The sequence below is a fragment of the Pseudomonas hormoni genome (assembly GCF_018502625.1).
Lineage (GTDB): Bacteria > Pseudomonadota > Gammaproteobacteria > Pseudomonadales > Pseudomonadaceae > Aquipseudomonas > Aquipseudomonas hormoni.
Window position 1 is genome coordinate 3,304,418 of record NZ_CP075566.1, and the last position, 13,344, is coordinate 3,317,761.

Below are 13,344 nucleotides of genomic sequence, written 5' to 3' on the forward strand. Positions count from 1 at the left end.
TCATGAAGTTCGCCATCGCGCTGTTTTCCGCCGCCCATGCGCCCTCCTCGCGCCGCGCCTTGCTGTTCGCCCAGGCTGCGCTGGCCGGCGGACATGAAATTGTCCGGCTGTTTTTCTATCAGGATGGCGTGTACAACGCCTCCGCCAGCGTGGTCACGCCGCAGGATGAACAGGACTTGCCCAAGCAATGGCGCGCCTTTGTCACCGAGCACCAGCTGGACGGCGTGGTCTGCATCGCCGCCGCCTTGCGCCGTGGCGTGTTGAATGAGGAAGAAGCCCAGCGTTATCAGCGCGAAGCGGTCGCCGTCGGCGCGCCCTGGGAATTGTCCGGCCTCGGCCAGTTGCATGACGCGGTGCAGGATGCCGGCCGCCTGATTTGCTTCGGAGGTGCGTGACATGTCCAAATCCCTGCTGATTATCAGCCGTCAGGCACCGTGGTCCGGGCCGAATGCGCGGGAAGCGCTGGACATCGTGCTGGCCGGCGGCGCATTCGACCTGCCGATCGGCCTGCTGTTTCTCGATGACGGGGTGTTCCAGCTCGCCGCGAAACAGGACGCCAGGGCCCTGCAACAGAAAGACCTGAGCGCCAACCTGCAAGCGCTGCCGATGTTCGGCGTCGAAGACCTGTTCGTCTGTGGCGACAGCGCCGCTGAACGTGGTCTGGAGCCCACCGGGCTGGCACTCGAAGAAGCCCAGGTGCTGAGCGCCCACGAAATCACCGCCCTCATTGACCGTTACGACCAGGTGATCACCCTCTGATGTCGACTTTGCATGTGTTGTCTCATTCCCCGTTCGGCGACGATCGCCTGACCAGTTGCCTGCGCGTGATCGGCGCGAACGATGCGCTGCTGCTGACCGGCGACGCGGTGTACGCGTTGCAGCCGGGCACCGCGCCCTGCAACGCGCTGAATGCTCGCCACCCGACGCTGTTCGTGCTGGCCGAAGACGCCCAGGCACGCGCGCTGGAGATTCCTGACACCGCCAAGGCCATCGACTATCCAGCCTTCGTCGAACTGTCGATTCACTACGACAAGGTCAACAGTTGGCTATGAATTCACTGACCGTCGGCGCCCGCGCCATCGAGCTGGACAAGGATGGCTTCCTGGTTGAACTGAGCGACTGGTCCGCCGAAGTAGCCAGCGCCCTCGCCGCCGCCGAAGACATCGAGTTGAGCCCTGACCATTGGGAAATCCTCGAACTGCTGCGCAGCTTCTACGCCGAATTCCAACTGTCCCCGGCGACACGCCCGCTGATCAAGTACACCGCTTTGAAGCTCGGCCCGCTAAAAGGCAACAGCCTGCACCTGAACCGACTGTTCAAAGGCACCCCTGCCAAACTCGCCGCGAAACTGGCGGGCCTGCCCAAACCGACGAACTGCTTATGACCGACTACCCAGCGCTGACCCTCGAAACGCCCGCCGAACACCCGTTCGCCCAATTCGTGCGGATCCTTGGCAAAGGCAAGCGTGGCGCCCGGGACCTGACCCGGCAAGAAGCCCGCGAAGCCATGGGCATGGTGCTCGACGACAAGGTCGAGGACACCCAGCTCGGCGCCTTTCTGATGCTGTTGCGGCACAAGGAAGAAAGCGCCGAAGAGATGGCCGGGTTCACCGAAGCCTTGCGTGAACGTTTGCAGGCACCGGCATTGAATGTCGATCTGGACTGGCCGACCTACGCCGGCAAGAAGCGTCATTTGCCGTGGTATCTGCTGGCAGCCAAGTGCCTGGCGCAGAACGGCGTGCGGATTTTCATGCACGGCGGTGGCGCGCACACCGCCGGGCGGCTGTACAGCGAGCAACTGCTGGACGAGTTGAACATCCCGCTGTGCCGCAACTGGCAACAGGTCGGTTCGGCCCTCGACAATGGCGGCCTGGCGTTCATGCCGCTGGTGGATTGGGCACCGCAACTGCAACGGATGATCGACCTGCGCAACACCCTCGGCCTGCGTTCTCCGATCCATTCCCTGGCGCGCATTCTCAACCCGTTGAACGCTCGCTGTGGCCTGCAAAGCATTTTCCACCCCGGTTATCAGGCGGTGCACCGTGATGCCAGCGGTTTGCTCGGCGACACGGCGATTGTGGTCAAGGGTGATGGCGGCGAGATCGAGATCAACCCGGACGCCGACAGCCACCTGTATGGCACCACCGGCGGCGAGAGCTGGGACGAGGAATGGCCGCAGCTGTCGAGCCAGCGCCACGTCAAGCCCGCCTCGCTCGACCCCGAGCATTTGAAAGCTGTTTGGCGTGGCGACGTAGTCGACAGCTACCCGCAAATGGCGCTGATCGCGACCATGGCCCTCGCCTTGCGCGGCCTCGGCCAGACTCGCGAGCAAGCCTTCGAAACCGCCCGGCAGTATTGGGACGCTCGGGATAGATCGATTTAACCGATCATAATCCTTCAAGCTTTGCGCTTTTTTATCGAACCTATCGGAATAGACTCCTCTCCAACGCTTATCGGTTGAGGAGTCTCGAACATGGGTTTGTTAGTTGAAGGTCGCTGGCATGACCAGTGGTACGAAAGCAGCAAGGACGGCGCGTTCCAGCGTGAACAGGCACAACGTCGCAACTGGCTGACCGCCGACGGCAAGCCTGGCCCGACCGGTGTCGGTGGCTTTGCGGCCGAAGCAGGTCGCTATCATTTGTACGTGTCCCTTGCCTGTCCATGGGCGCATCGCACGTTGATCCTGCGCAAACTCAAAGGCCTCGAAAGCCTGATCGACGTGTCGGTGGTCAGCTGGTTGATGCTGGAAAACGGCTGGACCTTCGACCAGAACCTTGGCTCGACCGGCGACAAGCTCGATCACTTCGACTTCATGCACCAGCGCTACACCGCGGATACCGCCGACTACACCGGCCGCGTCACCGTGCCGGTGCTTTGGGACAAACAGCAGAATCGCATCGTCAACAACGAGTCGGCGGAGATCATCCGCATGTTCAACAGTGCCTTCGATGACCTGACCGGTAATGACCTGGACTTTTATCCGGCGCCACTGCGGGGCGAGATTGATGCGCTGAACGAACGGATTTATCCGGCGGTGAACAACGGTGTGTACCGCGCCGGGTTTGCCACGTCGCAGAAGGCTTATGAAGAGGCATTCGATGAAGTGTTTGCCGAGCTGGATCGACTGGAAGCGTTGTTAGATGCCAATCGTTATTTGGTGGGTGAATACCTGACCGAAGCGGACATTCGACTGTTCACCACGCTGATTCGCTTTGATGCGGTGTACCACGGGCACTTCAAGTGCAACCTGCGACGGATTGCCGATTATCCGAACCTGTCGAACTGGCTGCGCGAGATTTATCAGTGGCCGGGGATTGCCGAGACGGTGGATTTCACCCACATCAAAAATCACTATTACGGCAGTCACAAGACCATCAACCCGACGGGTATCGTGCCGAAAGGGCCGGAGCAGGATTTCAGCGCTGCCCATGATAGGGCGCGGTTGAGCGGGAAAGGGGTCTGGCGCAGGGCTTGAGATGTTTGCAGGTTTTGAGGGCCCCATCGCTGGCAAGCCAGCTCCCACAGGGTTTTGGGTGATGCCAAAGATTGCAGCTTCACCAAAAAACCTGTGGGAGCTGGCTTGCCAGCGATGGGGACAATGCAGTGCTCAGACTTGTGATTGAGCCCCTTCAAACCACGCCAGTTTCTCGCGCAGTTGCACCACTTCCCCAACAATCACCAGCGTCGGCGCATGCACTTCATGCTCCGCCACCAGCCGTGGAAGATCGGCCAGGGTGCCGGTAAATACCCGCTGATTGACCGTGGTGCCCTGCTGGATCAACGCCGCCGGGGTATCCGCTCCGCGACCATGCTTGATCAACTGCTCGCAGATGATCGGCAAGCCCACCAGCCCCATGTAAAACACCAGGGTTTGCGCCGGTGCGACCAGATCGGCCCATGGCAAATCGGTGGAGCCGTCCTTCAAGTGGCCGGTAACGAATCGCACCGACTGCGCGTAATCGCGGTGGGTCAGCGGAATCCCGGCATACGCCGCGCAACCGCTGGCCGCCGTGATCCCCGGCACGACCTGGAACGGGATGCCATGGGCCGCCAGCTCTTCGATCTCTTCACCGCCACGGCCGAAGATGAACGGATCACCGCCCTTCAACCGCACGACACGCTTGCCCTGTTTGGCCAGATCCACCAATTGCTGATTGATCTGATCCTGCGGCACGGCGTGATCGGCGCGACGCTTGCCGACGTAGACCCGCTCGGCATCGCGACGGCATAACTCCAGAATCGCCGGCGCCACCAGACGGTCATACAGCACCACATCGGCTTGCTGCATCAGGCGCAAGGCGCGGAAGGTCAGCAGATCGGGATCACCCGGCCCCGCACCCACCAAATAGACTTCGCCAGTAGCGACAGGCGCTTCGCCATCGATTTTTGCCTGCAACAGACGCTCGGCTTCGGCGCCCTGCCCGGCCAGTTGCCGGTCGGCAATCGGGCCCTGGAACACCTCTTCCCAGAACGCACGGCGCTGCTGTACATCCGGGAACAGACCTTTGACCTGGTTGCGAAAACGCGCCGCCAGCCCGGCCAGTTGACCGTATGTTGAAGGAATCCAGGTTTCGATTTTCGCGCGGATCAGACGCGCCAGCACCGGCGCATCGCCGCCGCTGGACACGGCGATGATCAGCGGCGAACGGTCGACGATGGCCGGGAAGATCACGCTGCACAGCGCAGGCGCATCCACCACATTGACTGGCACGCAACGCCGATGGGCATCGGCGGACACCTGCGCGTTCAGCGGTTCATCGTCGGTGGCGGCGATGATCAGCCCGCAACCCTGCAGATCCGCTTCGACGTAGCCACGCAACAGGCACTCGCCACCGCTGCCGGCAACCAGCTCACGCAGTTGCGGTTCGATTTCAGGCGCGACCACCCGCAGCAGCGCACCGGCATCGGCCAGCAGGCGGGATTTGCGCAAGGCAATCTCCCCCCCGCCGACGACCAACACACGACTGCCGCGAAGGTTATGAAACAGCGGCAGATAGTCCATTTAGCCGATGACCTCAAGGCCACCCATGTACGGTTTCAGCACCTCAGGCACACGGATCGAGCCGTCGGCCTGCTGGTAGTTTTCCAGCACTGCCACCAGGGTACGACCGACCGCCAGGCCGGAACCGTTCAGGGTGTGAACCAGTTCAGGCTTGCCGGTTTCCGGGTTACGGAAACGCGCCTGCATACGACGGGCCTGGAAATCGCCGCAGTTGGAGCACGACGAAATCTCTCGGTATTTGTCCTGGCTCGGGATCCACACTTCCAGGTCGTACGTCTTGACCGCGCTGAAGCCCATGTCGCCGGTGCACAGGGCAATCGTACGATAAGGCAGTTCCAGCAGTTGCAGGACTTTCTCGGCGTTGGCGGTCAGGCCTTCCAGCGCTTCCATCGACGTCGATGGCTCAACGATCTGGACCATCTCGACTTTGTCGAACTGGTGCTGACGGATCATGCCGCGGGTATCGCGACCCGATGCGCCGGCTTCGCTGCGGAAGCATGGCGTGTGGGCGACGAACTTGATCGGCAGCAGTTTCGAATCGACGATTTCGCCGGCAACGATGTTGGTCAGCGACACTTCAGCGGTCGGGATCAGGTACAGATCGGCCTCGCCTTCGCGAGCGATCTTGAACAGGTCTTCTTCGAATTTCGGCAACTGACCGGTGCCTTGCAGCGCCGGCGCCTGGACCAGATAAGGCGTGTAAGCCTCTTCGTAACCGTGTTCGCTGGTGTGCAGGTTGATCATGAACTGCGCCAGGGCGCGGTGCAGACGGGCGATCGGGCCGCGCAGCAAAGCGAAACGGGCACCGGACAGCTTGGCGGCGGTTTCAAAGTCCAGCCAACCGAACTTCTCGCCCAGGGCAACGTGGTCCTGGACCGGGAAATCGAACGCGGTCGGGGTGCCCCAGCGGCGCACTTCGACGTTGCCGTCTTCGTCATCGCCGATCGGCACGGACTCGTGCGGCAGGTTCGGGATGCCGAGCAGGATCGAATCCAGATCGGTCTGGATCCCGTCCAGTTCGACTTTACCGGCGCTCAATTCATTCGCCATGCGCTCGACGTCCGCCATCAACGGCGCGATGTCTTCGCCGCGCTGCTTGGCCTGACCGATGGATTTGGAGCGCGCATTACGTTCAGCCTGCAGTGCTTCGGTGCGGGTCTGGACGGTCTTGCGCTGTTCTTCCAGCGCTTCGATGCGCGCAACATCCAGCGTGTAGCCACGGGATGCCAGGCGGTCCGCTACGTCCTGAAGGTTGCTACGTAACAGTTTGGAATCGAGCATGTCGGTCTCTCGTTATCAAAGTTTGGTCAAGGACAGGCCAGCCCAGGTGGCGAGCAGCCCGCCGAATACGCTGATGCCCGCATAGACTATAGCCAGCGGCATTTGCCCCGTTTCCAGCAGGCGCACCGTATCCAGTGAAAAGGATGAAAAAGTCGTCAGCCCCCCGAGGAAGCCGACCATCAACCCGGCACGCACCTCGATCGGTACTTCCGGGCGTATCAAAAACAGACCGTATAGAACGCCGATCAGCAAACAGCCCACGATATTAACGGCCAGCGTCGCGGTATAGAAGTGCCGCGGCCAATTAGCGTTGATCCAGTTACCTGTGGCGAAGCGCAACAACGTGCCGGCAACACCGCCGACGGAAACCGCAACGATCAATGGAAGCACTATTTTCTCCGCTGTCGGGGGCTGAGACGGTCCAGTTGCGCAAGGTGTTTGAGTTTCTCGCCGATCTTCAGCTCCAGGCCACGCGGCACCGGCTGATAGAACGGTTGTGGCTCAAGCTCTTCCGGGAAGTAATCCTCGCCAGCGGCGTAGGCATCCGGTTCATCGTGGGCATAACGGTATTCGTCGCCATAACCCAATTGTTTCATCAGCTTGGTCGGCGCGTTGCGCAGGTGCAACGGCACTTCCAGCGAACCATGTTCGGTGGCGCTGCGCATGGCCGCCTTGAAACCCATGTACACCGCGTTGCTTTTCGGCGCGCAAGCCAGATAAGTGATGGCCTGGGCTACTGCCAGTTCGCCTTCGGGACTGCCGAGTCGCTCCTGCACTTCCCACGCCGCCAGGCACAGGCTCAATGCGCGCGGATCCGCGTTGCCGATGTCTTCGCTGGCCATGCGCACCACGCGCCGGGCCAGGTACAGCGGATCGCAACCGCCGTCGATCATCCGCGCGAACCAGTACAGCGCGCCGTCCGGGTTGGAACCGCGCACCGATTTATGCAGCGCGGAAATCTGGTCGTAGAACGCTTCGCCGCCCTTGTCGAAACGCCGGCGGGTATCGCCCAAAAGACTTTGCAGCAGATCGACGCCGATCTCGCTGTTGTCTTCGGCGAGGTCCGAGGCGTTTTCCAGCAGGTTGAGCAAGCGCCGGCCATCGCCATCGGCGGCAGACAACAGCATCAGAAAACCTTCATCACTGAGGGTCAGTTGCCGTTTGCCCAGGCCACGCTCTTCAGTCAGCGCGCGGTGCACCAGCTTGCGCAGGGCCGCTTCGTCGAGGCTTTTGAGCACGTAGACGCGTGCTCGGGAGAGCAACGCGTTGTTGAGTTCGAACGAGGGGTTTTCCGTGGTCGCGCCGATGAAAATCAGCGTGCCGTCTTCAACGTACGGCAGAAACGCATCCTGCTGCGACTTGTTGAAACGATGCACTTCGTCGACGAACAGGATGGTGCGCTTGCCGTACTGACCGGCCTGCTGCTTGGCGATTTCCACCGCCTGGCGAATTTCCTTCACGCCGGCCAGGACTGCCGAGACCGTTTCGAAGTGCGCATCCGAGACTTCCGCCAGCAACCGCGCCAGTGTGGTTTTGCCCACGCCCGGCGGGCCCCAGAAAATCATCGAGTGCAGGGCACCCTGCTCGAGCGCTTCGCGCAAAGGCTTGCCGCGAGCGAGCACGTGTTCCTGACCGACGTACTCATCCAGATTGGCTGCGCGCAAACGGGCGGCCAAGGGCTGGGAGATCGGGGCGCTGCGAAACAGGTCCATCACTGCTTTTCTAAAACCTCTTATTCCAGATGCCAATCAGCCAAGCATGTCATCAATCTGTGGCGAGGGAGCTTGCTCCCGCTGGGTTGCGAAGCGGCCCCTCTTTTTAACTGAAAAGAAGGGGACTGCTGCGCAGTCCAGCGGGAGCAAGCTCCCTCGCCACAGAAGCCCGTTTCCACAGGTTCGGCGTTTTACTCTTGGATCACGTCCGCCCCTTTAGGGATGTCGAACTTGAACTTGGACGCCGGGATCGGCTCGTTGGCCTTCACGCCGGTGAACAGGATGTTGGTGCGCTGACCGACGCTGTCGATCAATTGCATGTCATTGACCAGCCCATTGCGGAACGACAGGCGCAGGCTGTCGAACAGGGTGTCCTTGGTTTTCGGCTTCAAGGTGAAGTCGATCACGCCGCCGGCTTCCTTGGCGCTGATGGCGAAGCTCTGGCTGATCTTGGACACGTCACCGGACAGCAGCAACGCCGGCGTCTGGCTCAGGCGCAGATCAAGCGTCTTGATGGTGGCCTGCTCCAGGTCCGGGTCCCACAGCGTGACCTTCTTGCCGTCGGAAACCACGACTTGCTCGGCCGGCGCATCGGTGTGCCAGTAAAACAGGCCTGGACGCTGCAGCGACATTTCACCGGCCGTTTCCTGCAGCTGGGTACCGCTGCCATCGAGGGTCAACTGCGAGAAGCGTGCGGTCAGGGTCTGGGATTTTTCCAGCAGTTGGGTCAGACGCGCCACGTCCTTGTCATCGGCGTGGGCCGAGAGCGTGGTCAAAGCCAGTACCGGCAGCAACAGCATGCGGATAAGACGCATGGGAGTCCTCTTAACATTCGTGGGGAGTGCGATGACGCATCACTGTGCCATCGCTTTTCAATTCAAGGCATCAAATCAAATCAGTCGCGTACCGGGCCAGGCGCCAGGACTTCACGGGAACCGTTGGTGTTCATGGACGTCACGACCCCGGCCATTTCCATGGCTTCGATCATGCGTGCGGCGCGGTTGTAGCCGATTTTCAGCTTGCGCTGAACCGCGGAGATGGACGCACGACGGCTTTCCAGGACGAACTGTACCGCTTCGTCGTAGAGCGCATCGGTTTCGGCATCGTCATCACCGCCACCGCCGCCATTCTCAAAGCCGCTGCCGGCTTCTTCGACACCGGCCAGGATCTCGTCGTTGTATTCCGGCGCACCGCGCAGCTTCCAGGCTTCAACCACCCGGTGAACCTCGTCATCGGACACGAACGCGCCGTGAACCCGAATCGGCAGACTGGTGCCCGGCGGCATGTAGAGCATGTCACCGTGGCCCAACAGTTGCTCGGCACCGCCCTGGTCGATGATGGTCCGCGAATCGATCTTGCTCGACACCTGGAACGCCATACGCGTCGGAATGTTCGCCTTGATCAGACCGGTGATCACGTCAACCGACGGACGCTGGGTCGCGAGGATCAAGTGGATACCGGCCGCTCGGGCCTTCTGGGCGATACGGGCAATCAGCTCTTCAACCTTCTTGCCAACGATCATCATCATGTCGGCAAATTCGTCGACGACCACAACGATGGTCGGCAGCTTGGTCAGCAGCGGAGCTTCGTCGTGAATGCTTTCGCGCTTGTACAAAGGGTCGGTCAGCGGCGTTCCGGCGTCCTGGGCTTCCTTGACCTTGGCGTTGAAGCCCGACAGGTTGCGCACGCCCATCTTCGCCATCAGTTTGTAGCGACGCTCCATCTCCGCCACGCTCCAGCGCAGGGCGTTGGCCGCGTCCTTCATGTCGGTCACGACCGGGCACAGCAGGTGCGGAATGCCTTCGTAGATCGACAGCTCAAGCATTTTCGGGTCGATCATGATCAGCTTGGCGTCTTCCGGGCCGGACTTGAACAGGATCGACAGGATCATCGCGTTCACACCCACCGACTTACCGGAACCGGTCGTACCGGCCACCAGCAAGTGCGGCATTTTCGCCAGGTCGGTGATGACCGGCTTGCCGCCGATGTCGTGGCCCAGGGCCAGGGTCACCGGGGATTTGAAGTTGTCGTACTCAGGCGTCGACAGCACTTCGGAGAAGCGCACGATCTGACGGTCTTCGTTTGGAATCTCGATACCGACAGTGGTCTTGCCCGGAATCACTTCCACCACCCGCACGCTGGTCACGGCGAGGGAACGCGCCAGGTCTTTCGCCAGGTTGGAGATGCGGCTGACCTTGACCCCGGCGGCAGGCTGGATTTCGTAACGGGTAATCACCGGCCCCGGATGAATCGAATCCACCGAGACTTCTACGCCAAATTCCTTGAGCTTGATTTCCAGCAAATGGCCGACGGCTGCCAGGGATTCAGGCGAGTAATTGAGTTGTTTCTTTTCCGCGGGATCGAGAATCGAGATCGGCGGCAAGGTGCCTTCGACGGCGCTGTCGACAAACAGTGGCGCCTGTTTCTCTTTTTCTACGCGTTGGCTCGGCGCTGCGGGTTTCGGCGGCGCGGGGGCAATGACGGGCGGCACATGCTTCTCGCGGTCCGACATGTGCTTGCTCAGGGCCTGCTCACGTTCGATCAGGCGTTCCTTGACCTTGGCCTGCTCGCGTTTGTCGGTGACGGTCGGCGCGACCACGTCATGCACGCGATCGTCGACTTCACGCAACTGCGCAACCAGTTGCTTGCGCTCGACACGGGCGGCCCACCAGCGATTGGCCGCACCCTGGAACAGTTCGAACAGGTCGAGGGTGATCTTGCCGGTGACGTCCATCACCTTGAACCATGACAGGTCGGTGAACACCGTCAGGCCGAACAGGAACAGGGCAATGAACAGCAAGGTGCTGCCCTGAATGTTCAGCGCGTTCCGGGCCAGGTCGCCAAGGCTTTCGCCCAGCGCCCCGCCCGCACCGGCCGGCAGACCGGTCGCGGCATGGAAATGGATATGCGCGAGTGCCGCGCCCGACAGCACCAGGAACACCAGACCGATCAGGCGCCAGGAGAACAGCCAGCCGCTCCACTGCCACGGTTCGTGGCGTTGACGGAAGATCTGCCAAGCCTTGATCGCCAGCAACAGCGGGAAGATGTAAGCGAAGTAACCCAGCACCATGAACAGGATATCGGCGCTGTAGGAGCCGACCGGTCCGCCGAAGTTCTGAACATCGTCGATCTTGCTGTTATGGCTCCAGCCCGGATCGTCCTTGCCGTAAGTCAGCAAGGCCATCATCAGGAACAGGCACAAGCCGCCGATGGCGATCAATGCACCTTCCTTGAGTCGGTAGTGCAAATGCTGGCGCCAAAGCGGAACGACGGCTGGTTTAGGTGCTGCGGTGGATTTCTTCAAAACGCTTCTTTTCCTGCGCCTATGGCGCGTCCATCTGTTGAATGACTATAAAAAACTGCCCAATCCAGGCAGGTAAAAAAGTTAACAGGCGCAACTGGGACTACTTTTAACACTGCACTCCGGTTTTTATAAACACGGCGTGCACTGAATATTCAAGTGACCGGCACGCATTGTACGGGTTTGTTCGTACGATGCCATGCTGGCAGGCCATGGATCAGCATAGCTAACGGCACACCACCCGCGATTCAATTTGAGCACGCATTCTCTTTTGTGACAAAGGCTTATGAGGTGTTTTATGAGCGAATCCAAGCATTGCCGCCTGATCATTCTGGGTTCTGGCCCTGCCGGTTACAGCGCGGCCGTTTATGCCGCCCGTGCCAACCTCAAACCGGTGGTCATTACCGGGATACAGGCAGGTGGCCAGCTCACCACCACCGTCGAAGTCGACAACTGGCCCGGTGACGTCGAAGGCCTGACCGGCCCAGTGCTGATGGAACGCATGCAAAAACACGCCGAGCGCTTTGACACAGAGATCGTTTACGACCACATCCACACCGCCAAGTTGCAACAACGCCCGTTCGAACTTACCGGTGATGGCGGCACTTACACGTGCGATGCACTGATTATCGCCACCGGCGCTTCGGCGCAATACCTGGGCCTGCCCTCGGAAGAAGCCTTTGCCGGCAGAGGCGTTTCAGCCTGCGCGACATGTGACGGGTTCTTCTATCGCAACCAGGTGGTGGCCGTCGTCGGTGGCGGCAATACCGCCGTTGAAGAAGCGCTGTACTTGTCCAACATCGCCAAGGAAGTTCACCTGATTCACCGACGTGACAAGTTGCGCTCGGAGAAAATCCTTCAGGACAAACTCTTCGATAAAGCCGCCAACGGTAATATTCGCCTGCACTGGAATCAAAATCTCGACGAAGTCCTGGGCGATGCCAGCGGCGTGACCGGCGCCCGCCTGCGTGACAGCCATACCGGTGAAACCAGCGAACTGCCGCTGGCCGGCGTGTTCATCGCCATCGGTCACAAACCCAACACTGACCTGTTCATTGGCCAGTTGAACATGCACGACGGCTATCTGCGGGTCAGAGGCGGCAGCGAAGGCGATGCCACGGCCACCGAGATCCCCGGCGTGTTCGCCGCCGGTGATGTGGCGGATCACGTTTATCGTCAGGCCGTCACCTCCGCCGGGGCCGGTTGCATGGCCGCGCTGGACGCCGAAAAATACCTCGACGACATTCCGACCGTTTGACGGCAAACTTCACGGTGGGCGCACCCGCCCACCACTGCCCTCCCCTTCTGTAAGCCCGGATGCCATGCTGACTTGGTTACAACGCAATACCCTGACGTTCCCGCCGCTGGAAAAAGCCATGCGTGATCCCAACGGATTGCTGGCCGCGGGCGGCGATCTGTCCGCCGATCGTCTGATTCAGGCTTATCGCCACGGCTGCTTCCCCTGGTTCTCGGAAGGCCAGCCGATTCTCTGGTGGTCACCGGATCCGCGCACCGTGCTGTTTCCCGACGAACTGCATGTCTCGCGCAGCCTGAACAAGCTGCTGCGCCAGCAACGCTATCAAGTGACCTTTGATCAGGATTTTGCCGCGGTCATTCGCGCGTGTGCCGCGCCGCGGGATTACGCCGACGGGACCTGGATCACCGAAGCCATGCAGAACGCCTACCTCGCTCTGCACCAGCGTGGCTACGCGCATTCGGTTGAGGTCTGGGACCAGGGTGAACTGGTTGGCGGGCTGTATGGATTAGCGATGGGCCAGCTGTTTTTCGGCGAGTCCATGTTCAGCCGCGCCGACAATGCCTCCAAATTTGGCTTTGCCACCCTGGTCAAACATCTGAAAGACTCGGGTTTCGTGCTGATCGATTGCCAGATGCCCACCGACCATTTGCACAGTCTGGGCGCGCGAGCCATTCCTCGTCGTGAATTTGCCCGCTACCTGGCGCAGCATCTGGATCAGCCCAACCGCGCCAGCTGGGTTTGCTGAGCGACTTTTGCGCCGGTGGCTTACACTTAATTCAAAGCTTATCCCG

At 60.7% G+C, this 13,344-nt stretch carries 14 protein-coding genes; 8 read left to right on the forward strand and 6 right to left on the reverse strand.

The genetic code is table 11. The features are described 5' to 3' along the window. Positions 1 to 2: 2 nt before the first annotated feature. The 6 genes from tusD to KJF94_RS15425 all read left to right on the forward strand — a co-directional run bounded on the left by tusD (position 3) and on the right by KJF94_RS15425 (position 3,474). Entirely contained in the window at positions 3 to 395 is a 393-nt protein-coding gene (gene tusD / locus KJF94_RS15400; protein WP_214384882.1) for a sulfurtransferase complex subunit TusD, read from the forward strand. A gap of 1 nt (position 396) precedes the next feature. Continuing rightward, entirely contained in the window at positions 397 to 759 is a 363-nt protein-coding gene (gene tusC / locus KJF94_RS15405; protein WP_214377195.1) for a sulfurtransferase complex subunit TusC, read from the forward strand. Next, entirely contained in the window at positions 759 to 1,052 is a 294-nt protein-coding gene (gene tusB / locus KJF94_RS15410) for a sulfurtransferase complex subunit TusB (protein ID WP_214377196.1), read from the forward strand. The genes tusC and tusB overlap by 1 nt, the downstream gene beginning before the upstream one ends. After that, positions 1,049 to 1,384 (forward strand): TusE/DsrC/DsvC family sulfur relay protein, encoded by a 336-nt coding sequence (locus tag KJF94_RS15415; RefSeq protein WP_214377197.1) that lies wholly within the window; start codon positions 1,049 to 1,051, stop codon positions 1,382 to 1,384. The genes tusB and KJF94_RS15415 overlap by 4 nt, the downstream gene beginning before the upstream one ends. Next, positions 1,381 to 2,382 carry a glycosyl transferase family protein gene (locus tag KJF94_RS15420; RefSeq protein ID WP_214377198.1) on the forward strand — a complete coding sequence of 334 codons (1,002 nt, stop codon included), beginning with the start codon at positions 1,381 to 1,383 and terminating at the stop codon, positions 2,380 to 2,382. Before KJF94_RS15415 ends, KJF94_RS15420 begins: the two co-directional genes overlap by 4 nt. Before the next feature lie 90 nt (positions 2,383 to 2,472). Further along, positions 2,473 to 3,474: a glutathione S-transferase family protein gene (locus tag KJF94_RS15425; protein ID WP_214377199.1), complete on the forward strand. Its 1,002-nt coding sequence runs from the start codon at positions 2,473 to 2,475 to the stop codon at positions 3,472 to 3,474. 132 nt (positions 3,475 to 3,606) lie between these two features. On the opposite strand, the gene cysG is transcribed toward KJF94_RS15425, so the two are convergent. From cysG to KJF94_RS15455, 6 genes are all read right to left on the reverse strand, one after another. Further along, a complete protein-coding gene (gene cysG / locus KJF94_RS15430) occupies positions 3,607 to 5,001 on the reverse strand; it encodes a siroheme synthase CysG (protein ID WP_214377200.1) in 1,395 nt (464 codons plus the stop codon). Beyond that, positions 5,002 to 6,282: a serine--tRNA ligase gene (gene serS / locus KJF94_RS15435; RefSeq protein WP_214377201.1), complete on the reverse strand. Its 1,281-nt coding sequence runs from the start codon at positions 6,280 to 6,282 to the stop codon at positions 5,002 to 5,004. Between the two features lie 15 nt (positions 6,283 to 6,297). Then, on the reverse strand, positions 6,298 to 6,672 hold the full coding sequence (gene crcB, locus KJF94_RS15440) for a fluoride efflux transporter CrcB (RefSeq protein ID WP_084321280.1): 375 nt from the start codon (positions 6,670 to 6,672) through the stop codon (positions 6,298 to 6,300). Then, complete coding sequence (locus KJF94_RS15445) at positions 6,672 to 7,994, reverse strand: replication-associated recombination protein A (RefSeq protein WP_214377202.1); 1,323 nt, start codon at positions 7,992 to 7,994, stop codon at positions 6,672 to 6,674. The genes crcB and KJF94_RS15445 overlap by 1 nt, the downstream gene beginning before the upstream one ends. Before the next feature lie 191 nt (positions 7,995 to 8,185). Further along, entirely contained in the window at positions 8,186 to 8,809 is a 624-nt protein-coding gene (lolA, locus tag KJF94_RS15450) for an outer membrane lipoprotein periplasmic chaperone LolA (RefSeq protein WP_214377203.1), read from the reverse strand. An 80-nt stretch (positions 8,810 to 8,889) separates the two neighbouring features. After that, complete coding sequence (locus KJF94_RS15455) at positions 8,890 to 11,298, reverse strand: DNA translocase FtsK (protein WP_214377204.1); 2,409 nt, start codon at positions 11,296 to 11,298, stop codon at positions 8,890 to 8,892. 295 nt (positions 11,299 to 11,593) lie between these two features. On the opposite strand from KJF94_RS15455, the gene trxB reads away from it, so the two are divergent. Next, positions 11,594 to 12,553: a thioredoxin-disulfide reductase gene (gene trxB, locus KJF94_RS15460; RefSeq protein ID WP_214377205.1), complete on the forward strand. Its 960-nt coding sequence runs from the start codon at positions 11,594 to 11,596 to the stop codon at positions 12,551 to 12,553. A 64-nt stretch (positions 12,554 to 12,617) separates the two neighbouring features. Continuing rightward, on the forward strand, positions 12,618 to 13,298 hold the full coding sequence (gene aat, locus KJF94_RS15465) for a leucyl/phenylalanyl-tRNA--protein transferase (RefSeq protein WP_214377206.1): 681 nt from the start codon (positions 12,618 to 12,620) through the stop codon (positions 13,296 to 13,298). Positions 13,299 to 13,344 lie beyond the last annotated feature (46 nt).